This is a genomic window from Komagataeibacter rhaeticus (genome assembly GCF_011611525.1).
GTDB classification, from domain to species: Bacteria; Pseudomonadota; Alphaproteobacteria; order Acetobacterales; family Acetobacteraceae; genus Komagataeibacter; species Komagataeibacter rhaeticus.
The window spans coordinates 367183-387631 of sequence record NZ_CP050139.1 but is presented as its reverse complement, the minus strand read 5'-3'; the positions used below and the strand labels follow the sequence as shown (position 1 = coordinate 387631).

The 20449-nt window shown below is 65.4% G+C and carries 21 protein-coding genes, 1 tRNA gene and 1 pseudogene; 8 read left to right on the top strand and 15 right to left on the bottom strand.

The window, feature by feature from the left end; all coding sequences use genetic code 11:
- Positions 1 to 7: 7 nt before the first annotated feature.
- The 11 genes from GWK63_RS01825 to rfaD all read right to left on the bottom strand — a co-directional run bounded on the left by GWK63_RS01825 (position 8) and on the right by rfaD (position 10802).
- On the bottom strand, positions 8 to 1291 hold the full coding sequence (locus GWK63_RS01825) for a glutamate-5-semialdehyde dehydrogenase (protein ID WP_007398835.1): 1284 nt from the start codon (positions 1289 to 1291) through the stop codon (positions 8 to 10).
- 55 nt (positions 1292 to 1346) lie between these two features.
- The gene (ychF, locus tag GWK63_RS01820) at positions 1347 to 2441 is read right to left on the bottom strand and encodes a redox-regulated ATPase YchF (protein ID WP_007398834.1); all 1095 of its coding nucleotides are present in this window, start codon (positions 2439 to 2441) and stop codon (positions 1347 to 1349) included.
- 6 nt (positions 2442 to 2447) lie between these two features.
- Entirely contained in the window at positions 2448 to 3020 is a 573-nt protein-coding gene (pth, locus tag GWK63_RS01815; RefSeq protein ID WP_007398833.1) for an aminoacyl-tRNA hydrolase, read from the bottom strand.
- Between the two features lie 38 nt (positions 3021 to 3058).
- The gene (locus tag GWK63_RS01810) at positions 3059 to 3676 is read right to left on the bottom strand and encodes a 50S ribosomal protein L25/general stress protein Ctc (RefSeq protein WP_007398832.1); all 618 of its coding nucleotides are present in this window, start codon (positions 3674 to 3676) and stop codon (positions 3059 to 3061) included.
- Between the two features lie 115 nt (positions 3677 to 3791).
- The gene (locus GWK63_RS01805) at positions 3792 to 4382 is read right to left on the bottom strand and encodes a histidine phosphatase family protein (RefSeq protein ID WP_007398831.1); all 591 of its coding nucleotides are present in this window, start codon (positions 4380 to 4382) and stop codon (positions 3792 to 3794) included.
- A gap of 67 nt (positions 4383 to 4449) precedes the next feature.
- Positions 4450 to 5439, bottom strand: coding sequence for a ribose-phosphate pyrophosphokinase (locus GWK63_RS01800; protein ID WP_034927308.1), 990 nt, complete (start codon positions 5437 to 5439; stop codon positions 4450 to 4452).
- A 99-nt stretch (positions 5440 to 5538) separates the two neighbouring features.
- Positions 5539 to 7047 (bottom strand): hypothetical protein, encoded by a 1509-nt coding sequence (locus GWK63_RS01795; protein WP_007398829.1) that lies wholly within the window; start codon positions 7045 to 7047, stop codon positions 5539 to 5541.
- A 7-nt stretch (positions 7048 to 7054) separates the two neighbouring features.
- The gene (gene pgeF / locus GWK63_RS01790) at positions 7055 to 7849 is read right to left on the bottom strand and encodes a peptidoglycan editing factor PgeF (protein WP_007398828.1); all 795 of its coding nucleotides are present in this window, start codon (positions 7847 to 7849) and stop codon (positions 7055 to 7057) included.
- Entirely contained in the window at positions 7846 to 8865 is a 1020-nt protein-coding gene (locus GWK63_RS01785) for a class I SAM-dependent methyltransferase (RefSeq protein ID WP_039999248.1), read from the bottom strand. The genes pgeF and GWK63_RS01785 overlap by 4 nt, the downstream gene beginning before the upstream one ends.
- A 29-nt stretch (positions 8866 to 8894) precedes the next feature.
- Positions 8895 to 9761, bottom strand: a complete 867-nt coding sequence (gene lgt / locus GWK63_RS01780; protein WP_007398826.1) for a prolipoprotein diacylglyceryl transferase — start codon at positions 9759 to 9761, stop codon at positions 8895 to 8897.
- Positions 9762 to 9821: 60 nt separating this feature from the next.
- Positions 9822 to 10802: an ADP-glyceromanno-heptose 6-epimerase gene (rfaD, locus tag GWK63_RS01775; protein WP_007398825.1), complete on the bottom strand. Its 981-nt coding sequence runs from the start codon at positions 10800 to 10802 to the stop codon at positions 9822 to 9824.
- A gap of 168 nt (positions 10803 to 10970) precedes the next feature.
- On the opposite strand from rfaD, the gene GWK63_RS01770 reads away from it, so the two are divergent.
- The 5 genes from GWK63_RS01770 (at position 10971) to GWK63_RS01750 (ending at position 13631) form a co-directional block, all read left to right on the top strand.
- Positions 10971 to 11261: an accessory factor UbiK family protein gene (locus GWK63_RS01770; RefSeq protein WP_007398824.1), complete on the top strand. Its 291-nt coding sequence runs from the start codon at positions 10971 to 10973 to the stop codon at positions 11259 to 11261.
- Between the two features lie 164 nt (positions 11262 to 11425).
- Positions 11426 to 11929, top strand: a complete 504-nt coding sequence (locus GWK63_RS01765) for a type III secretion system chaperone family protein (protein WP_014106114.1) — start codon at positions 11426 to 11428, stop codon at positions 11927 to 11929.
- The gene (proC, locus tag GWK63_RS01760; protein ID WP_007398822.1) at positions 11929 to 12765 is read left to right on the top strand and encodes a pyrroline-5-carboxylate reductase; all 837 of its coding nucleotides are present in this window, start codon (positions 11929 to 11931) and stop codon (positions 12763 to 12765) included. Before GWK63_RS01765 ends, proC begins: the two co-directional genes overlap by 1 nt.
- 60 nt (positions 12766 to 12825) lie before the next feature.
- A complete protein-coding gene (locus GWK63_RS01755; protein ID WP_007398821.1) occupies positions 12826 to 13464 on the top strand; it encodes a hypothetical protein in 639 nt (212 codons plus the stop codon).
- A 92-nt stretch (positions 13465 to 13556) separates the two neighbouring features.
- Positions 13557 to 13631, top strand: a tRNA-Gln gene (locus tag GWK63_RS01750).
- 129 nt (positions 13632 to 13760) lie between these two features.
- On the opposite strand, the gene GWK63_RS01745 is transcribed toward GWK63_RS01750, so the two are convergent.
- On the bottom strand, positions 13761 to 14783 hold the full coding sequence (locus GWK63_RS01745; RefSeq protein WP_034927193.1) for an alpha-E domain-containing protein: 1023 nt from the start codon (positions 14781 to 14783) through the stop codon (positions 13761 to 13763).
- Positions 14765 to 16231: a circularly permuted type 2 ATP-grasp protein gene (locus GWK63_RS01740; RefSeq protein WP_007398819.1), complete on the bottom strand. Its 1467-nt coding sequence runs from the start codon at positions 16229 to 16231 to the stop codon at positions 14765 to 14767. The genes GWK63_RS01745 and GWK63_RS01740 overlap by 19 nt, the downstream gene beginning before the upstream one ends.
- A gap of 288 nt (positions 16232 to 16519) precedes the next feature.
- Here GWK63_RS01740 and GWK63_RS01735 point away from each other — a divergent pair, with 288 nt between their 5' ends.
- The 3 genes from GWK63_RS01735 to GWK63_RS17025 all read left to right on the top strand — a co-directional run bounded on the left by GWK63_RS01735 (position 16520) and on the right by GWK63_RS17025 (position 18903).
- The gene (locus tag GWK63_RS01735; RefSeq protein WP_039999198.1) at positions 16520 to 17437 is read left to right on the top strand and encodes a transglutaminase family protein; all 918 of its coding nucleotides are present in this window, start codon (positions 16520 to 16522) and stop codon (positions 17435 to 17437) included.
- Positions 17434 to 18519 (top strand): zinc-binding metallopeptidase family protein, encoded by a 1086-nt coding sequence (locus GWK63_RS01730; protein WP_007398817.1) that lies wholly within the window; start codon positions 17434 to 17436, stop codon positions 18517 to 18519. The genes GWK63_RS01735 and GWK63_RS01730 overlap by 4 nt, the downstream gene beginning before the upstream one ends.
- Before the next feature lie 114 nt (positions 18520 to 18633).
- On the top strand, positions 18634 to 18903 hold the full coding sequence (locus GWK63_RS17025) for a hypothetical protein (protein WP_172459697.1): 270 nt from the start codon (positions 18634 to 18636) through the stop codon (positions 18901 to 18903).
- Positions 18904 to 18912: 9 nt separating this feature from the next.
- Here GWK63_RS17025 and GWK63_RS01720 read toward each other — a convergent pair.
- Positions 18913 to 19309: pseudogene (locus tag GWK63_RS01720) on the bottom strand (transposase).
- A gap of 164 nt (positions 19310 to 19473) precedes the next feature.
- Positions 19474 to 20421 carry a LysR family transcriptional regulator gene (locus tag GWK63_RS01715; protein ID WP_039999195.1) on the bottom strand — a complete coding sequence of 316 codons (948 nt, stop codon included), beginning with the start codon at positions 20419 to 20421 and terminating at the stop codon, positions 19474 to 19476.
- Between the last annotated feature and the right edge of the window lie 28 nt (positions 20422 to 20449).

Here is a 20449-nt window from a genome sequence, read left to right as displayed (position 1 = left end):
AACAGGCTCAGGCCCGGACCTGTCCGGTGCCGATCACTTCGTAGCGGTAGGTGGTCAGCTGCTCCAGCCCGACCGGCCCACGGGCATGGAAACGCCCGGTGGCTATGCCGATCTCGGCCCCGAAACCGAACTCTCCCCCATCACAGAACTGGGTGGAGGCATTCCACATGACCACCGCGCTGTCCGTTCCGTTCAGGAACGTCGTGGCCGCGGTTTCGTCTTCCGTCACGATGGCCTCGGTATGCGCGCTGCCGTAGCGGGCGATATGCGCCAGCGCATCCTCCACGCCATCCACCACACCAACGGACAGGACCGCGTCCAGCCATTCGGTGGCAAAATCCGCATCCGTCGCGGCGGGAAGGTCGGGCACGACCGCGCGCGCGCGCTCATCGGCACGGAAGGTGCAGCCACGGGTGGCCAGATCCTCGATCAGGCCGGGCAGGATCCTGGGCGCGATCGCCTGATCCACCAGCAGCGTCTCGGTCGCACCGCATATGCCCGGCCGGCGCAGCTTGGCGTTCAGCACGATGCGCCGCGCCATTTCCAGATCGGCGGCGGCATGGACATAGGTGTGGCACAGCCCTTCGGCATGGGCCAGTACCGGCACGCGGGCCTCGGCACAGACCCGTTCGACCAGCGACTTGCCGCCACGGGGAATGATCAGGTCGATCAGCCCCGCCGCCCCCAGCATGGCGGCCACATGCGCGCGATCCGCATCGGGCGGGATCTGCACGCAGTCCACCGGCAAGCCGGCGGCCTTCAGCCCGGCCTGCATGGCAGTATGGATGACGCGCGCGCTGTTCAGGCTGTCCGATCCGCCCCGCAGGATGACCGCGTTGCCGGACTTGATGCACAGCGCCGCCGCGTCCGCGCCCACGTTGGGACGGCTTTCATAGATCATGCCGATGACACCCACCGGGGTGGCGACCCGACGGATACGCAGCCCGTTGGGCCGGTCCCATTCCGCCATGACATGGCCCACCGGGTCCGGCAGGCCGGCCACCTGCTCCAGCCCCAGCGCCATGGCCTCGACCCGTTCGGGGTTGAGCGTCAGCCGGTCACGGAACGCACTGGCGCCGGTAAAGGCGGCAAGGTCACGCGCATTGGCCGCCAGCAGTTCAGGCTGGGCCGCACGCAGCGCCTGGGCCGCGGCCATCAGGGCGGCGTTGCGGGTGGTGGTGCTGCTGCGGGCCAGCACACGCCCGGCCTGGCGCGCGGCAAGGGCCATGGCGCGGATCACGTCCGGCTGCGGTGCATCAGCCCGCGCGGGGGTTGCAACAGCCTTGTCCATGATCCGTTACTCCTTGCATGATGGCCAACCGGGACATCCCGTATCGGCCCCTGTATCAGACGTTGAAGCGGAACAGCAGGACATCCCCGTCCTGCACCACGTAATCCCGCCCCTCGATGCGCAGCCTGCCCGCCTCACGCGCGCCCGCTTCGCCATTGCAGGCAATGTAATCATCATATGCAATGGTCTCGCAGGCAATGAAGCCACGCTCGAAATCATTGTGAATGATGGCGGCCGCCTGCGGGGCCCTGGTACCTTCGGTAATGGTCCAGGCCCGCGTTTCCTTGGGGCCTACCGTAAAGTAGGTGTTCAGCCCCAGCAGGCGGTAGCCCGCCGCGATCACCCGGTCCAGCCCGCTATCCTTCAGGCCCAGGCCCTCAAGGAATTCCACGCGGTCTTCCGCCCCAAGCTGGCTGACCTCGGCCTCGATCGCGGCGGAGACGACAACCATCGCCGCCCCTTCCGCTTCGGCGCGGGCGCGGACGCGCTCGGAAAATTCGTTGCCCGTTGCCGCCGATGCCTCATCGACATTGCAGACATACAGCACCGGCTTCGATGTCATGAGCTGGAGGCGGCGCACCGCTTCCTCCTGCCCCGCCGGGATCGCCTCACGCGCGGGGCGGCCTTCGCGCAGGGCCGCGATCAGCGGTTCCATCAGTTCGACCTGGGCCGCCGCCTCACGATCATTGCCGCGCGCCTTCTTCTGCAGCGCCACGATCCGCTTTTCCAGCGATTCAAGGTCGGCCAGCATGAGTTCGGTCTCGATGATCTCCGCATCGCGGATGGGATCAACACCGCCTTCGACATGGGTGATGTCGTCATCCTCGAAGCAGCGCAGCACATGGATGATCGCATCCACCTCGCGGATATTGGCCAGGAACTGGTTGCCCAGGCCTTCCCCGCGTGACGCGCCGCGCACCAGGCCCGCGATATCGACGAATTCAAGGCTGGTGGGCAGGATCTTCTGCGACTTGCCGATACGCGCCAGATTGGCCAGCCGCGCATCGGGCACCGCCACGCGCCCGACATTGGGCTCGATGGTGCAGAACGGATAGTTCGCGGCCTGCGCCGAAGCGGTCTCGGTCAGGGCGTTGAACAGCGTCGATTTGCCGACATTCGGCAGGCCCACGATGCCACAGTTGAAGCCCATACGCCCTTACTCCCCGGCCTGCGCGGCCATTCTTGTCATGAACAGTTCCGGCTTCCCGTCCGCAAGCAGCGTGGCCTCATCGGCCAGCGTATCCAGCATCGGGTCAAGCCACTCGTGGTCCGCGCGGGAAAAGTCACCCAGCACATGACCCGTCACACGCTCACGGCTGCCCGGATGACCGATGCCCAGCCGCACGCGCCAGTATTCTTTCGTGCCCAGCATGCGGTCCATCGACCGCAGGCCGTTATGGCCCGCCGCCCCGCCGCCACGCTTCACGCGGATGCGCCCGGGGTCCAGGTCCAGTTCATCATGGAACGCCGTGATGGATTCGGCTGGCAGTTTATAGAAGGCGGCCGCCTGCTGAACACTCTCCCCCGAGAGGTTCATGTAGGTCATGGGCCTGAGCAGCAGCACCTTGTGCCGCCCCACCATGCCTTCGGCCACCTCGCCACGGAAGCGCCTGCGCCACGGGGCGAACCCGTGGCGCGCGGCAATCCGGTCCACCGCCATGAACCCGACATTGTGACGATTCCGGCTCATCCCCGGCTCGGGGTTACCAAGACCGGTCCAGAGCAGCATCGTTCATCTCCTGTCGTGTATCCGGGCGGTGGGGGGGATCAGCCCTCGGTGGTGGCTTCGGCTTCAGCGGCCTCGGCGTCCTCGTCAATGCTCGGGGGGGCCACGTTGGCGATGACGAAGTTGTTGTCATGCTGCACGGGGGTCACGTTCTCCGTGCCCTTCAGGTCTTCCCAGCGCACGTTGTCGTGGAAGTCGAGCTTGGACAGGTCGGCGGTAAAGAACTCGGGGATGTTGGCCGGATCGACCACCACGTCCACCGTGTGGCGAACAATGTTCATCACGCCACCACGCTTGACACCGGGGGAGACTTCTTCACCCTCGAAGCGGATTTCCACTTCCACATGCACCTTGTGGCCAGCAGCCAGGCGCTGGTAGTCCACATGGATCGGCGCGTCGGACACGGGGTGCAGCTGCACTTCACGCAGCAGGGCATGCACGGAGGCGCCCTTCTCCACCGAGATGTCATAGATGCGCGAGCGCCAGCCGGACTTGTGCAGTTCACGGTAGACGATGCGGGGGTCAAGCGCGATCAGGACGGGTTCCTGGCCTGCGCCATAGATGACACCGGGCACCAGCCCGGCACGCCTCGTTGCACGCGCTGCCCCCTTACCAGCCTTCGCGCGCGAAGAGACTTCGATTTTCGTGAATTTGGTCACTTGTTTGCTCCTGAAACACAAGCGCGCGGGCCTCCAGGGGTGCCAGCGCGTGCGCGGCCTTTAACGGAAAACCGCGTCCGATGCAATCACCCAGGCCTTACCCGTGCCCGGTTTTTCAGGAAAGGGCGCTCAGGCTCCAGACCGGCGTGGGGCCGGGTTCGACCCACATGGGGGTGGCATTGGGCAGGCGCACATTGGGCTTGAGATGCATGGCCGCGCGCAGGGCACGGAACATGGCGCCATGGCAGACGATCAGCGGCACGCCCTCATGCTCCAGCGCACGGTTGACGGCCGATACCGCGCGCGCGCGGAGGTCGGCGAAGCTTTCGCCATTGGCGGGCGTGTAGTCCCCTGCGATCCAGCTGTCGTACCATGTGCCCATCGGCTTGCCTTCCTCGTCCCCGAAGCAGACTTCCTTCAGCCCGTCATCCACCGCCACGTCAAAACGGGGGGCGCCATGGGCGGCAAGCTGGTCAGCCACGATTTCAGCCGTGCGGCGCGCGCGCACCAGCGGCGAGGATACGATGCGCACGATCGGCGCATGGTCACGCCAGTGCCGCGCCAGAAGCAGGCCCGCCGCCTCCGCCTGCGCAATGCCGGTGGCATTGAGCGGGATATCCGTGCGCCCCTGTGACCGGCCCTGTGCATTCCAGTCGGTTTCCCCATGGCGCAGATACCAGTAGGGCCGGGAAATCAGGTCGGTCATGGGGCGTTCCTTCTTGATACAACCCCTTGGGGGTAACGCCCCGCGCCAGCCATGGTCAATGCCACCGTCAGTCAAACAGCGAGGAAACCGAACTTTCATCCGAGATGGCCTGCATCGCGCGCGAGATCAGGCCCGCCGTGCTGATCTGGCGGATATTGGCCGATTCCTTGACCGCCTCGGTCGCCATGATGCTGTCGGTCAGGGTCAGCATCCCCAGCGGGGACTGGCCCACGCGGCTGACCGCGCTGCCGGTCAGCACACCATGGGTCACGTAGGCTTCCACCGCGGCCGCACCATGCTTCATCAGCGCTTCCGCCGCGTTGCACAGCGAACCGCCGCTATCGACGATATCATCCACCAGAATACAGTAGCGGCCGCGCACGTCACCGATCACGTTCATGACTTCGGACACACCGGCGCGCTCACGCCGCTTGTCGATGATGGCCAGATCCACGTTCAGCCGCTGCGCCAGCTGGCGCGCACGCACCACGCCGCCCACGTCGGGCGAGACGATCATGAGATTGTGCGGCCCGCCGGGAATGTCCATCGGCGGCGCGTCATAGGGCAGCGGCGGCTCGCCCTGAAGCTTCATGCGGCCCCGGATGTCGCGCGTGAACAGGGGGGCTGCGTACAGGTTGTCCACCGGGATATCGAAGAAGCCCTGGATCTGCATGGCGTGCAGGTCCATGGTCAGCAGGCGGTTGGCGCCGGCCTCGACCAGGATGTTGGCGACCAGCTTGGCGCTGATGGGTGTGCGGGGGCCGGATTTGCGGTCCTGCCGGGCATAGCCGAAATACGGCATGACCGCCGTGATGCGCCGTGCCGACCCGCGACGCAGCGCGTCAAGCATGATCAGCAGTTCCATCAGGTTGTCATTGGTGGGGGAACAGGTGCTCTGGATGACAAACACGTCCTCGCCACGCACGTTCTCATGAATCTCGACAAAGATTTCCATATCGGCAAAACGCCGCACGGTCGCATTGCAGAGCGGCAACCCCAGTTCCATCGCGACCTTTTCGGCCAGAGGCAGGTTGCTGTTACAGGCGACAATTTTCATCGTATGGCGCTCCCGGGCGGCGATACTGGCGATGGGGCAGGCATTTTTCCGCACCCCCGTTCTTTATGTGCCGCCTTCTAACAACCGGCACATAACCTGTCACCTGTCTATGGCGGGCGGCAGCCGCACACCAGCCCGTCGTTGCTGATCCGTCACACCGGCGCCAGTTGGCGGCAGGACCACACCGGGGAAGGGATGCGGCGCCACCGGACGTGCCACCGTTACGGGCGTGCCACTGATTTCATGCACGGTGGCCGTGCCCGCATCGGGGACGGGGGTGGCGGTAGCACTGGGCATGGGTGGCCACAGATCCGGCTGCCGCAGGGCGGGAGCCGCGGGTTTTGCCACCGGCCGGGGGACGGATGCCGGAGGCCTGGCGGCCACCGGCGCCGTGGCAGGAACCACCGGGGTGGCGACAGGCCCGGCCGCCATTGCAGGTGCTACAGCAGGGCGTGACGTGGGTACCGTCACGGCAGGGGCCACGGGAACGGCAACGGGAGCCGCCACCGGGGTCACCACTGGCGCAGGCGGCACGACGGCGACCACCGGTGCAGGCGTGCCAGCCGCTACGGGAACAGGCACAGAGGGAACGGCCGGCGTGCCGGGCGCAGGTGCCACGGTGGCGGCCGGCGGCGCCCCCCTTCCCCCCGCCGCCAGCCGGGACGGGACAGGCTGCTGCGGCGCGGCCAGCGTGCCATCCGCCGCCAGCGGCGCATTCGCCCGGCCGGAATAACGGGTTATGATCTGCCGGGCGGCCCCTGCCGCCTCATCGGCGGCCGATACCGCGACCGCTCCCCATTTCCTGTCCAGGGAATGGGCCGCGATGTCATGGATCTGGGTGGCGGCCCCTGCTTCCTTGCCCTGCGCGTCAACCACCTGCCATGTCAGCACGATATGCTGCTGGCGGGTGAGCGATGTCGTGGTCACGGCATCATTGAGCACTACGGTGCACCCCACGGTGTAATCAGCCCCCGCCGCCGTATGCCGGATATCCTCATGCGCATCGGGGAAGGCCGCGATGAAGGCCTGCGCCAGGGCATGGTCCCCATCGCCCGGCGCGCCACGCACGCCTGCGAAATACACATGCGCCGGACGGTTCTTGAGGCTGTTGGGGTCCTTCTGCATCTGTGCCGCCTGAATCCCGGTCAGCAGTTCGGCCACGCCGGGTGCCGCCACCTGTGCCGAACGGGCGGCGGCCTGTCCATCCGCCGCCTGCCACTGGGCCGCGGGAACGGGCGCGCCCGCCATATGGCCACGTTCCTCGCCCTTGGGGGTCATGACGGCATAGATGGGCACGATCGCGCCATTGCTGGTGGTGGCCGTCATCTTCAGCCACCAGTCACCGGGGCGCACGGGCTGGGCCATGGCGGGCACGGACTGCGCCAGCAGGGCATCGACCATGGCATGCTGCCAGACCTGTGCCGCCGCCGCGTCCGTGCCCGACCCGGTCGAGACCGGCACCGCCAGCCGCGCGGTCGGTGCCTGCGCCACACTGCCCGCGCCCGTGGGGCGGAAAGGATGCGGCATGTTCACGCAGCCACCAAGGGCGCCAAGCGCGGCGACGGCTGACATCATGACCAGCCGCCGGGCAAAAACTTCTGACATCATGATCCTTCTATATCGCCCGGCAGGCAATAACGGAAATCTGGTGGCCAATCGGGCCACCGCCGGCCAGCGTGCGGCGGCGATGGCTGAAAAACCGGGCTTCATCATGCAATGTGTCGAGTCCCACCGCCACGGCCCGCCCCACACCGCAACGCGCCAGCCGCCCGACACAGTAGCCGGGCAGGTCGAACATGAAATGCCCCTGCCGGCTGGCCGGCGTGAAAAAGCGGGCGGCGGATGCATCCCATGCCAGCACGGCATCACGCATGTCCGGTCCCACCTCATAACTGTTGGGGGCGATGCAGGGCCCGACCACCGCGCTGATCCCGTCCGCCGCGCAGCCCAGCGCGCCCATGGCGGCCACCACCGACTCCACAATACCCCCACATGCCCCGCGCCAGCCCGCATGCGCGGCCCCCACCACCGTGCCCTGTGCGTTGCTGAACAGGATGGGCGCGCAATCGGCGGTAATCACACCCAGCGCAAGGCCCGGCTGGCTGGTCACCAGCCCGTCCCCCTCCGGCCCGGCACCTGTCGGCCATGGGCTGGTCACGGTCAGGGTGCGCGCGCCATGCACCTGCGTCAGGCCCAGCAGGTTCCCCGGCGGCACATCCATGTACTGCGCCACGCGGCGGCGGTTCTCACGCAGCGCTTCGGGCGCATCGGCCGAGCGGGTGGAACAGTTCAGGCTGGCATACGGGCCGGTCGAAACACCCCCCTGCCGGGTAAAGAACCCGTGCCGGGCGGCTGCCAGAAGCGGTGCGCGCACGACCTGTGCATCCGTAATGGCGCTGTCCGTCATCATCGTGTTCCCCCGTTGGGTGTTGTCCCGTCGTCATCCATGCGTCGGCCCGCAAAGCCCGGCAGGTCACCCGCAAGCCCCGCCGCAAGCCCGAGCACGCGAAAAAGCTGGCCCATGCGCTCCGGCGCCGCAAGCCTTGCCGCCGCGTCACGGGTTGCCGCCGCCTGGTCCGGGGCCGCGCGTTCAAGCCGCGCGCACCGCGCCGCAAGCCCCAGCGCGGACAAAAACCGCCCCTGCGGCACGCTGCCCCATACATCCACGCCATGCGCGGCCTGTGCGATGGAGCGGAAATCAACATGCGCGGTCAGGTCCGCCGTGCCGGGATCGCGCAACAGGTCCGCCGGGCGGCCATCACGCAGGGCCTGCAGGCTGTCCCCCCACGCGGGCGCGTCATAACCATAATCGATCAGCAGTGCCGCACCCGACCATCGCCGCAGCCGAGCGGCAAGGGCCTGCGTGAAATCCAGCGCGGGCTGGCAGGTTTCCAGCACCGCCCCCTCCGGCACCGCCCGCCCGCGGGCGGGATGGGTGGCGGGAAAGGATGCGGGCGCCCCCACGAACGCGCCATGATGCACAAACCGTTCCTCCCACCCCCCTGCCCGCCTTGTGAACTGGCGGATGGGCAGCGCATCAAGGAATTCGTTGGCCAGCAGGATCATCGGGCCATCCGGCACGGTGGCAAGGCTGTCATGCCAGCAGGGCGGAAGCAGGGTGCCCCCCTCCAGCGCATGCGCCTGCACGCCGCGCAGGCGCGGTGATGTCTCGATCAGGTGAAGCCGCACGGCCCGGTGGCAGGCCGGGGCGACACGGCGCACAAGGCGCAGCGCATCGGCCATGAGCGTGCCCCGGCCCGGCCCGGCCTCCACCAGCATGAACGGGTCCGGGCTGCCAAGCTGCCCCCATGCAACGGCAACCCACGCCCCCAGCAGTTCACCAAACATCTGCGATATTTCAGGTGACGTGATGAAATCGGCAAACGGGTCGCAGCCCGCGTAATAGGCGGCATTGGCCCGGGCCATGAAATGGTCCAGGCGTTCCGCCCCGTCCCTCACCGCGCTGCTCCGCCATCCACGGCTTTCGGCTCCGGTTCCGGCGCGGCCATGACGGATGTGCGCGCCGGCCGCAGGCAGGCATTGAGCATGAGCCCCGCCCCGCCAATGGCCATGGGCACGCACAGCACCTGCCCCATGGTCACGCCAAAGGGCAGGAAGCCGATGAAGGCATCAGGCTCGCGGAAGCATTCGCACACCGTGCGCGCCACGGCATAACCGAACAGGAACAGCCCCGCGATGAACCCCGGATGCTGCCGCGCGCGCAGGCTGCGCGAGACGCACCACAGCACGGTGAACAGCACCAGCCCCTCGGCAAAGGCCTCGTACAGTTCGGACGGGTGGCGTGGTTCCGGCCCGGCGTCGGGAAAGATCATGGCCCATGGCAGGGAGGACGGCGCGGGACGCCCCCACAGTTCGCCATTGATGAAATTGGCAATGCGCCCCAGCCCCAGCCCGATGGGCACCACCGTCGTGATGCGGTCCGAAAAGGCAAGGAAGCTCAACCCGTTGAGGCGTGTGAACACGATCAGCGCGATGATCACCCCCGCCGCCCCCCCATGGAACGACATGCCGCCATGCCAGACCTGCAGGATATTGAGCGGATGGGCCAGGTAATAGCCCGGCTGGTAGAACAGGATGTAGCCAAGCCGCCCCCCCAGCACCACGCCCAGCGTGGCCCATGTCAGGAAGTCATCCACCTGCACCGTGGTCGCGGCCCGTGGTGGCAGGGCCACCAGATGGCGCGCGATCCGCCACCCCGCCACCAGTGCGACAATATAGGCCATGGCGTACCAGCGGATGGCGAACGGCCCGAAATGGACCATTACCGGATCGAACTGCGGAAAGATCAGGACAGGCAGCATCGGCCCACTTTCATGTCAGGGTTGCGGCGGCACCAGGCAGGACGCCCACGGGCAGGGTACCTAAAGATAGGGGTCGGGGCGGGCAAGATAGTCCTGCACGTAGCGGCGCACGCCATCCTCCAGCGTGGTGAAGGGGCGGCTGTAGCCCGCGGCGCGCAACCTGCGCATGTCCGCGCAGGTAAAGGACTGGTACTGGCCGCGCAGGCTTTCGGGCATGTCGATGAATTCGATCTGGCGGGCGACACCCGCCGCGTCACACACCGCATGCGCCAGATCGGCATAGGTACGCGCCACCCCCGTGCCGCAGTTGAACAGCCCGCTGACATGCCCGTGGTCCAGCAGCCAGAGCATGACATCGACCACGTCTCCCACCCATATGAAGTCGCGCGCCTGCGCCCCGTCGGCCAGGCCCGGCACGTCGGAGCGGAACAGGCGCAGCGGCTGGCCCGCGCGGGCTTCGTCATACTTGACCCTGACCACCGAGATCATGCGGCCCTTATGGTATTCGTTGGGACCATAGACATTGAAAAACTTCAGCCCCGCCCAGGACAGGCCGGGCAGTTCCCCCTTTTCCAGCCGGTGCAGCAGGCCAGTGTCGAATGCCTGCTTGGACCAGCCATACAGGTTGAGCGGGCTGAGGTGGTCCAGCGCCCCCGGGTCATCGCTGAACTGCTCCACCCGGTCGGCGGCCCCATAGGTGGCGGCGGACGAGGCATAGATGAAGCGCACGCCCGCATGCGCGCACCATGACGCCAGACGGTGGGACAGGTCCACGTTGGTGCGCCATACCAGATCCCCGTCCGTGGCCGTGGTCTCGCTTATGGCGCCAAGATGGATCACGGCCCCCACATCCGGCCCGCTGGCCAGCCATGCGTCAAGCGCCTCGGGGGCGATGATCCGGCCGGGGGCGTGATGGCGCAGGTTGCGCCACTTGCCCGCGCTGCCCAGCCAGTCCACCACCACCGTCTCCACGCCACGCGCATGAAGGGCCTGCTGCATGCACGAACCGATAAAGCCCGCGCCACCCGTAATCACGATCACTGTCCCGCACCCCGCCTGTTGCCGCCTGGAAGTCGGTGGCGCGGCCCATGCGCGCCCATGACTATCGTGCGGATAGCCCTGAGGCGGCAATGTGTCTATAGTGGCGGCTTTCATCCCGCCCGTGGCCTGACAGAAGACGCGGCGCGGTCCGTTCATGGAGTACCCATTATGTCCGACAGGCCCCGCATTCTTGATGACCTTGCCGGTGTGGCCGGTGGGGCGTTTTCCGCCCTTGCCGGCGTGCGTGAGGAAATCGGCGCCATCGTCCGCGCCCGTGTGGACGAGACGCTGGGCAGCCTGAACCTCGTGCGCCGCGACGAATTCGAGGTGGTGCGCGAAGTGGCCACCCGCGCCCGGCTGGCCCAGTCCGAAATGGAAAACCGGATTGCCCGGCTGGAAGAACGCGTATCCGACCTGGAAGCCAGCCTGACCGCGCCCACCCCCCGGCCGCACGCCTGATCACCCCGCCCCAGCACAACGCTTGCAGCCGGTGCCCGCGCGCCATAGGGTATCAGGACGGTCCGCGCCCTGATTCCCCGCAACAGGACACGGACCGGGTTGCAGAGACACGGAATCCGGCCAGCACGCCGGATTTCCTCCACGACGGCTTCGGGGAGTGCCACATGCCTGCTCTGACTCAGACAACACGCACACGCAATACGAATCCACTCGATCTGATGGAACAGATCGTGGGCGGATACGACTGGAATTTCGAACGCCGCAGCGATTCGGAAATGGCTGCCGAGGCACCGGGCAAATGGTGCGATTACGGGCTGTTCTTCTGCTGGTCGGAAGAAGTCAGCGCCATGCATTTTACCTGCACGTTCGACCTCAAGGTCCCCGCCGAGCAGCGCCAGAACCTGTTCGAACTGGTGGCCCTGGCCAATGAGCGGCTGTGGATCGGCCATTTCGGCATGGATCTGGAGCATGGCACCCCGGTCTTCCGCCATGCCGTGCTGCTGCGCGGATCACGCGGGGCCTCCATGGAAAGCCTGGAGGACATGATCGACATCGCCCTGACGGAATGCGAACGCTTCTACCCCGCCTTCCAGTTCGTGCTGTGGGGCGGCAAGAAACCCGCCGAGGCGCTGGAAGCCGCCATGCTGGACTGCGCGGGCATGGCCTGATGGCGGACATGCTTCCCCCCGTGCTGCTTGTCGGCTGCGGCAACATGGGTGGCGCCATGCTTGATGGATGGCTGAAGGAAGGGCTTGCCCCTTCCTTCATCATCGACCGGCACCGCCCTTCCGTCCCCGCCCCGCACCATCTGGTGCGCAGCGCGGACGAGGTTCCCGACAGCTTCCATCCCGGCATGATCGTACTGGCCACCAAACCGCAGAAGGTGGACGCCGTCATGTCCGCCATCGCCCCCTTCGCGCTGCGCGCGCCGGTGCTGTCGGTTCTGGCGGGCCGCCGGTCGGGCGACCTGGCCGACCGGCTGACCGATGCCCTGCCCGCGGGCAGCCCGATGCCGGTGGTGATCCGCGCCATGCCCAACACGCCCAGCAGCATTGGCCAGGGCATGAGCGTATGCTACGCCCTCCCCGCCGCGACACCCACGCAGCGTGCCCTGTGCACGCGCCTGCTGCGCGCGGTGGGCGACGTGGCCTGGATAGACCATGAAGACCAGATGGACGTGGTGACCGCCATATCCGGCAGTGGACCGGCCTATGTCTTCCTGCTGGCCGAACTGCTGGAGGAAACCGGCGTGGCCCAGGGCCTTCCCCCCGCCCTGGCCCGCCAGATCGCCCGCCAGACGGTGGCGGGCGCGGGCGCGCTCATGATACAGGGCGGCATGGACGCCGCCACCCTGCGCCGCAACGTGACCAGTCCCGGCGGCACCACACAGCAGGCGCTTGAGGTGCTGATGGCCCCGGACGCCTGGCCTGCCGCCCTTGCCACCGCCGTACGGGCGGCGGCGCGCCGGTCACGCGAACTGTCGGGCGCATCACCCGTTTCATGACCATGCGTGCCCGCATGGTTTGCCCTTGCTGAACCCCCAACCCGGAAGACCAGGCCCTCTATGGATAACGACCAGTTTGACGCCACCCTTCTCCGCTCCGCCCTGGAACGTGCCGCCCTGCACGGCTGGCGCCGCACGACGGTCGTGGACGCCGCGCGCGAGGCGGGGCTGAGCCTGGATACCGCACGCAAGCGTTTTGGGTGCAAGACCATGCTCCTGCTGACACTGGGGCGGCTGGCCGATGAGGCGGCCCTGGTCGAGGACGGGTCCGAAGGCAGCGTGCGCGAAAAGCTGTTCGACATGATCATGCGCCGCCTTGATGTATTCCAGCAGTACCGCGAGGGCGTGCGCGCCGTCCTGCGCGCCGTGCCGCTGGACCCGCCGCTCGCACTCCTGCTGGGCGGGGCCACGATGGAAAGCATGAAGTGGCTTGCGGATGCCGCGGGGCTGGACACGGCGGGCCTTGCCGGTGTGGTGCGCCTGCAGGCGCTGCTGGGTGTATGGACCCTGACCCTGCGTGCCTGGGACAGGGATGACAGTCAGGACATGGGCCTGACCATGGCCGCCCTGGATCAGGCGCTGGACCGCGCGGCCCGCTTTACCGGACTGGCGCCCGTCACCCCGCAATCCCCCGCCGGCACCACCCCGGACGCGGGCACCGACCCGATGGTCGACCTGCCGCTGGAACCTTCCGCCTGAATGATGGTACCGGGTGCTGCCCCCTTTACGGCACCGCCCTTTAGACATTAGAAGATCCCCGGATCATGCGAATCGCGTGATCCGTGATCTGGTGGGGCGTAGCCAAGTGGTAAGGCAGCGGATTTTGATTCCGCCATGCGGAGGTTCGAACCCTCCCGCCCCAGCCAGTTTCCGGCATCTGGAAATTACAGACGTTTCGGACGAAGCTTTTCCCGCAAAGCGCCGGGAACTGCCGCCTTCCTGAAATAAAGGCGGCATCCGGAAATGTTCATCCGGTCCCGACAGACGGCGCGGCCCTATGCCTGCACGGACACAACCGGCGGCCAGAAGGCATTGGCAATATCGTTCTGGATCTGCCTGAGCTGGCGCTGGATCCAGTCCATGTATTCATGCAGGCCACGCATGATGATGTCCTCCACCGTCTGCTCGACCAGTGTCACGCGCAGTTCCTCCACCCGCTCCTGGCTTGGGCTGCAATGGCGCAGCCGGTATTCCCCCGCAAGGGAGGCCAGCGCGCAGTCCACACTGCGCAGGCTGGCGGAAAGCGAGCGTGGGAATCCGTCGTTCTTGAGCATGAAGCCCACGATATTGGCTGGCGTCATGCCTTCGGGCAGCACCCGGCGGAAGGCATGATAGGCCGCCGCCGAACGCAGGACCGATGTCCACTGGCTCATGTCGATATCCGACCCCACGCCCGCCCCACTGGGCAGCAGGGTATGGTATTTTATGTCGATCAGCCGGGTGATCTGGTCCGCGCGTTCCAGGTTCTTGCCCAGAATGTAGAACAGCCATGCCTGGTCACGGTACAGCGTGCCTTCGGTAATGCCGAAATGGGTCTGGCAGTCCTGCTTGAGCCGGGTGCACAGGGTGGACAGGTATCCCGCGCCAGTATCATCCGGCCCCAGTTCCATGACCCAGCGGGTAAAAACGTTGAGATGCATCCACATCTCCGTCGAGATCAGCGGGCGCAGCACGCGGGCATTCTCACGCGCGCAACGCGCCATGGACACGATGGAGTCCGGGTTGTCGCGGTCGGTAATGTAGAAGGACACCACGCTGCGCTCGGTCACGCTCTTGTGGTGCTGGAAGAACAGCGCATCATCGGCATTGATGCGGATGACGCTGTCCCACCCCGCATCCATGTTGCTGGCCTGCACGGATGTGCTGGTCACCTCGATCAGGCGCGCCATGTTCTCGATGCGCTCCATGTAGCGCGCCAGCCACATCGTGCTTTCGGCATAGCGTGAAAGCAGGTTGCGCAGGCCCGGCAGCACCGGGGGGGGAAAGGCTGAAACCTGTGTCATGATGCCAGAACCCATGTATCCTTTGCCCCGCCACCCTGCGAGGAATTGACCACCAGCGACCCCTTGCGCAGCGCGACCCGCGACAGGCCACCGGGCAGGACCCATGTATCGCGCCCGGTCACGGCAAAGGGCCGCAGGTCCACATGCCGCCCCTCCACCCCCGCCGGGCACAGCGTGGGCGAGACGGACAGGCTGATGACGGGCTGGCTGATGTAATTGGCCGGGTCGGCACGCAGCAGCGTGCGGAATTCATCCAGCTGCGCCTGTGTCGCATGCGGGCCGATCAGCAGCCCGTAGCCACCGGATTCACCCACCGGCTTGACCACCAGATGCTCCAGGTTGGCCAGCGTGTAGGCCAGCCCCTCGGGCTCGCCACATATATGGGTTTCCACATTGGTCAGGATCGGCTCCTGGTCCAGGTAGTAGCGGATGATGCGCGGCATGTAGGCATAGACCGCCTTGTCATCGGCAACGCCGGTGCCAAGGGCGTTGGCCAGCGTCACGTTGCCCCGGCGGTAGGCATCCACCAGTCCCGGCACGCCCAGCAGGCTGTCGGGGTTGAAGACCAGCGGGTCAAGGAAGTCGTCATTGAGCCTGCGGTAGATGGAATGGACCGGCCGCGGGCCGCCCACCGTGCGCATGTAGACGCGCCCGTCCTCCACCATGAGGTCGCGGCCCTCGACAAGCGGAATGCCCATCTCGCGCGCCAGGAACACATGTTCGAAATACGCGGCGTTGTAGATGCCCGGCGAAAGCAGGACCACCTGCGGGTCCGCAACGCCCGTGGGGGCGACCTCCGCCAGCGCGCGGTGCAGGCGGGGGCCGTATTCATCCACCGGGCGAATGTCCAGCCCGGTGGCAAGGTCGGGCATGAGGCGCAGCATCATCTGCCGGTCCTCCAGCACGTAGGACACACCCGAGGGGGTGCGGGCATTGTCCTCCAGCACCAGGAAACGGCCATCGCGGTCGCGCACAAGGTCGGTGCCATTGATGTGCACGTAAACCCCGCCGGGCACATCCAGCCCCACCATGGCCTGACAGTAATTGGAATTGCCCAGCACCAGATCCGCCGGCACCACGTTATCACGCAGGATATGGCGGTCGTGATAGATGTCATGCAGGAACAGGTTGATCGCCTGCACGCGCTGCTGCACGCCGCGTTCCACATGATCCCACTCGGCCGCGGTCAGCACGCGGGGGATGACGTCGAAGGGCAGGACGCGGTCGATCGCCTCGCGGTCGGAATAGACGGTAAAGGTAATGCCCAGGCGGTAGAACTGGGCTTCCACCGCCGCCGCCCTGCGGCGCAGTTCAGCCAGATCGAAACGCGCCAGGCGCTCGCGCACCAGTTGCAGGCCGGGGGGCGGGATGTCCCTACGGTTGAGCAGTTCACAGAAAAAATCCGGAACGTCATACGTCGCGAACAGCCCGGCCGCCTGTGCCGCCATTTTCATGTCATTCATGCCCTACCCCCGCTGGAATGGAGGTGGATCAGGGGCGAAGGAATCATATCCACCCACCTGCCGTTAATCATTTCGATCCATGACTACGGGAGCAAGAAAATCGTCTCTTGCCAAGAACGAATCTTGCCCGACCTTCCCTTTCGGGCGCAAATCGCTGAAAAATACGATATTGCTGCCACCGCCAATCCTGATAGCGTGGGGGCGGCACACTGCAACCATGTCCGAACCGTACCATCGTCGGGTCTCGATGGCAGGCATGCGGGACTGTTTTCCGGGGCTCAAGAGTACATGAACGCGCATGCCATGCTGGTCCACCACACACGCTACCGCTACGACCGGCCCGTTCACCTTGGTCCCCAGACAATCCGCCTGCATCCCGTGCCCGACTGTCCGGGCGTGCTGTCCTACAGCATGGACATAAGCCCCACACCGCACGGCTGTACATGGGAGCACGATCCTTTCGGCAACCGGATCGCCCGCGTCACCTTTACCCGGCGGGTCACGCATTTCGACATTACCATCCGCCTTGCCACGGACCAGACGCCCACCAATCCCTTCCATTTCACCATCGCCCCGGCGGCCCGCCTGTGGCCCGCGCCGGCACCGGACAGGGGTGCTGACCCCGCCCTGGCCCCCTACCTGCAGCCCGCCTGCCCGCCCGGCAGCCCCACCCCGCTGCTGGATGCGCTGGTACGGACGTGGCGCGCCACCCTGCCGCGCCCCACGCTGGAGATGCTGGTGGAACTGACGCGCGCCATCGCCACCCGCGTCACCTACCGCATCCGGCTTGAGGCGGGCGTATGGTCACCGGAGGAAACCCTGCGCAACGGTGCCGGTTCATGCCGGGACAGTGCATGGCTGCTGATCGCGGTACTGCGCGGGCTGGGCGTTGCCGCACGCTTCGTGTCCGGCTACCTGCTCCAGCCGCGTGCCGGTGCGCCGGGGCAGTATGGCGGTGAACTGCATGCCTGGGCGCAGGCATACGTGCCCGGCGCGGGATGGATCGGGCTGGATACGACATCGGGCCTGCTGGCGGCACAGGGCCATGTACCCCTGGCCGTGGCGGCCGCCCCCCATCAGGCCGCCCCCGTAAGCGGGCTGCTGGACCACTGCGTGGCCACATTCGAGGCGGTGATGGAAACCATTCCCCTGCCCCCCGCTACCAATGCCCGCCCCCCCCTGCGGCGAACCCATATCTCCTCATGAAGCTGTTTTTCTGCCAGTCGTGCGAACAGGTCCTGTTTTTCGAGAATACGGCCTGCGAACGCTGTGGCCATACGCTGGGCTACCTGCCACAGGATACCGAACTGTATGCACTGGATGCGATGGGCGACGGGCTGTGGCGGCCGCTGGGCGCGGGTGCGCACCACACACCCCGCGCCCTGTGCGCCAACAATGCCCATAGCGCGTGCAACTGGCTGGCCGAGCCGGGGCAGGTCTACTGTATTGCGTGCAGCTTCAACCGCACCATTCCCAACCTGTCGGTGCCGGGCAACATCGCGCGGTGGCAGAAGCTGGAAGTGGCCAAGCACCGGCTGTTCTATACCCTGCTGCGTCTGGGCCTGCCCATGCGCAACCGGCGCGAAGACCCGGCAAACGGACTGGCCTTCGACTTTCTGGACAGCCTGCCCGATGGCACGCCCGCCATGACCGGCCACATGAATGGCATCATCACCATCGCCATGAACGAGACGGATGATGCCCAGCGCGAGAAAATGCGCCAGGAAATGGGGGAATACTACCGCACCCTGCTGGGCCATTTCCGCCACGAGATCGGGCATTATTACTGGAACGTCCTGATCCGCGATGCCAGGCCGGACCGGCTGGACGCCTGCCGCGCGGTGTTTGGCGATGAACGACAGGACTACGCCGCAAGCCTGCAGGCCCATTACAATACGCCGTCCAGCACCGACTGGCGTGGCCGCTATGTCAGCCACTACGCCACATCCCACCCGTGGGAGGACTTTGCCGAGACATGGGCGCATTACCTGCACATCATCTCGACACTGGAAACCGCATGGGCCTACCGCATTTCCATTGATGCGGCGGGCGCGCATGCCCCGCCGCTATCCACCAGCATCCGGCGTGACCCCTATACCGAAATGTCCTTTGACGAAATCACGCAGGGCTGGCTGCCGCTGACCTATGCGGTCAACAGCCTCAACCGCTCCATGGGGCTGCCGGATTTCTATCCCTTCGTGCTGACGCCCGAGATCCTGCGCAAGCTGTCCTTCATCCATGACCTGATCCGCGAAAGCCGCGTGGCACAGGCGCCTGCCGGGGCCTGATCGACTGTCAGAATTTTATAATTTTAAAAATGTCCATTTTGGTTTATATTAAGATTTCGATGAATATCTATGTTAAAATTTCTAGCATAAAAAGTATTTACGAAAAGAGATAAAATGGGAATAGCCATACTTTCTTCTGAAGCAATATTTGCTTTTTTACTTGTATTTCTGGGCCTTTTCATTCCATTTTTATTCAGAATTATTGTGTATACAATCCGTTTTACATATCATATTTTCATATATTTCATCAGCGGTGAATATAAAAAAGATATGGCAAAAATAGATCAGGAAGATGCAGAAAAAGCCAAGGCCGAAGCCGCAAAAAGGAAGAAACCGAACAGTCGTGGCTTTGAAGACGAGTTAAGAAAACAATATAACCTCTAAGAGCCTGAATCAGAAAGCGGTTTGATTGATTTTTCGCAGAACTCTGCGGATATGGGCAATCATCAACCACGCGTGGGATGAAGAGATTGTTGCCTCGACATCCTTCGTGAGGCGACGGCAGCGTCCGAGCCATGCAAAGCTGCGCTCCACGATCCAGCGTTTGGGCAGGACGACGAAGCCTTCGGCCCGATCGCTACGCTTGACGATCTCGATCGTCCATCGGCCGAGTTCAGCCAGCGCACCACGCAACTTCTCGCCGGCATAAATCCGTACGTCGTGGTCTCCCCAGTCGTTTCTTCTCGGGCATCAAAGGCGCAATCAGCGCCCACTCCGCATCGCGAAGGTCGCTTGCATACTCCAGGTCGTCCCGGCGATACTGCGCGCGGGTGATTTCAGTCCAGGCCATCTTGATCTCATCAGGTTATCGCAAACCCATGAATCATAATCCACTGAAATCACTCAACTCATTTTCGGTCAGACACTAAGGCCCCGGCGTCACGTCAGCACACTGCATGGCCCGCAAGGCCAAGCCCGAAAACCTGTGGCATTTCCGTATAATGGGTGGGGCAGCTAAGCTTCTTCCTCCCCCTGATCCCCCCTGGAAAGGTCGGCCTGCGCGCCCGCATGCATGTCACGGCAGCAGGCCCGCAGGGTCGAGATGAAATTGGACAGCAGCGGCACATGCTGGCCTGCCCGCATGGCAATGGCCAGTTCCGCGCGCGGCGCCTTCGCCCCCAGTGAATGATAGGTCACGCCACCGGAATGGATCTGGTGTAGTGAACGCGGCACGACCGATACCCCAAGCCCGGCTGCCACCAGCGGCACGGTGGAGGCGATCTGCGGCGCCTGCTGGCCCATGCGCGGCGTAAAGCCGGCATTATGGCAGGCGGACAGGATGGCATCATGAAAGCCCGGCCCCAGTTCACGCGGGAAGATGATGAAGGGCTCATCCGCCAGCATGTCCAGTTCCAGATGCCGGTGGATAGCCAGCTTGTGCCCCTTGGGCAGGGCCACAACCGTCTCCTCCTCCAGCAGGGGAGAAACCAGCAGCCCCGCACCATCGGGCACGGGGGGGCGGACGATGGCAATGTCGATGGCGCGGTCATGCAGCCCCTTGCGCAGGGCGGGGGTGTTGCTTTCCTCAAGATAGATCGTGACATCGGGCCAGAGTTCGCGGAACCGCCGCACGGTCAGCGGGATCATGGGCAGCAGCGATACCGCACCGGCCAGCCCCACGCGGATATGCCCCTTCTCGCCACGCGCCAGACCATGGGCTGTGGCCACGAACTGCTGCTGCATGCCCAGCAGGGCGCGCGCCTGGTCCAGCAGTACCAGCCCCACATCGGTCAGCCGGACCCCGCGCGTCAGCCGCTGGAACAGCAGTACACCCAGTTCATTTTCCAGATGCTTGATCTGCTGGCTCAGAGGGGGCTGTTCTATGCCTAGCTGCTCTGCAGCACGCGTGAAGCTTCCGTTCTCGGCAACGGCCACAAAATAACGTAAATGCCTTAGATCCATGCCGCATATAAATTATATATGGGATCGT

Excerpts from the sequence above, each read along its gene's own strand:
- GWK63_RS01730 (WP_007398817.1), top strand. The coding sequence starts at position 17,434 with ATGAAGCTGTTTTTCTGCCAGTCGTGCGAACAGGTCCTGTTTTTCGAG.
- lgt (WP_007398826.1), bottom strand. The coding sequence starts at position 9,761 with ATGCTGCCTGTCCTGATCTTTCCGCAGTTCGATCCGGTAATGGTCCAT.
- GWK63_RS01805 (WP_007398831.1), bottom strand. The coding sequence starts at position 4,382 with ATGACCGACCTGATTTCCCGGCCCTACTGGTATCTGCGCCATGGGGAA.
- GWK63_RS01785 (WP_039999248.1), bottom strand. The coding sequence starts at position 8,865 with ATGGCCCGGGCCAATGCCGCCTATTACGCGGGCTGCGACCCGTTTGCC.
- GWK63_RS01715 (WP_039999195.1), bottom strand. The coding sequence starts at position 20,421 with ATGGATCTAAGGCATTTACGTTATTTTGTGGCCGTTGCCGAGAACGGA.
- GWK63_RS01755 (WP_007398821.1), top strand. The coding sequence starts at position 12,826 with ATGGATAACGACCAGTTTGACGCCACCCTTCTCCGCTCCGCCCTGGAA.
- GWK63_RS01800 (WP_034927308.1), bottom strand. The coding sequence starts at position 5,439 with ATGAAAATTGTCGCCTGTAACAGCAACCTGCCTCTGGCCGAAAAGGTC.
- ychF (WP_007398834.1), bottom strand. The coding sequence starts at position 2,441 with ATGGGCTTCAACTGTGGCATCGTGGGCCTGCCGAATGTCGGCAAATCG.
- pth (WP_007398833.1), bottom strand. The coding sequence starts at position 3,020 with ATGCTGCTCTGGACCGGTCTTGGTAACCCCGAGCCGGGGATGAGCCGG.
- GWK63_RS01765 (WP_014106114.1), top strand. The coding sequence starts at position 11,426 with ATGCCTGCTCTGACTCAGACAACACGCACACGCAATACGAATCCACTC.
- GWK63_RS01745 (WP_034927193.1), bottom strand. The coding sequence starts at position 14,783 with ATGGGTTCTGGCATCATGACACAGGTTTCAGCCTTTCCCCCCCCGGTG.
- GWK63_RS17025 (WP_172459697.1), top strand. The coding sequence starts at position 18,634 with ATGGGAATAGCCATACTTTCTTCTGAAGCAATATTTGCTTTTTTACTT.
- GWK63_RS01735 (WP_039999198.1), top strand. The coding sequence starts at position 16,520 with ATGAACGCGCATGCCATGCTGGTCCACCACACACGCTACCGCTACGAC.
- GWK63_RS01795 (WP_007398829.1), bottom strand. The coding sequence starts at position 7,047 with ATGATGTCAGAAGTTTTTGCCCGGCGGCTGGTCATGATGTCAGCCGTC.
- pgeF (WP_007398828.1), bottom strand. The coding sequence starts at position 7,849 with ATGATGACGGACAGCGCCATTACGGATGCACAGGTCGTGCGCGCACCG.
- GWK63_RS01770 (WP_007398824.1), top strand. The coding sequence starts at position 10,971 with ATGTCCGACAGGCCCCGCATTCTTGATGACCTTGCCGGTGTGGCCGGT.
- GWK63_RS01740 (WP_007398819.1), bottom strand. The coding sequence starts at position 16,231 with ATGAATGACATGAAAATGGCGGCACAGGCGGCCGGGCTGTTCGCGACG.
- proC (WP_007398822.1), top strand. The coding sequence starts at position 11,929 with ATGGCGGACATGCTTCCCCCCGTGCTGCTTGTCGGCTGCGGCAACATG.
- GWK63_RS01825 (WP_007398835.1), bottom strand. The coding sequence starts at position 1,291 with ATGGACAAGGCTGTTGCAACCCCCGCGCGGGCTGATGCACCGCAGCCG.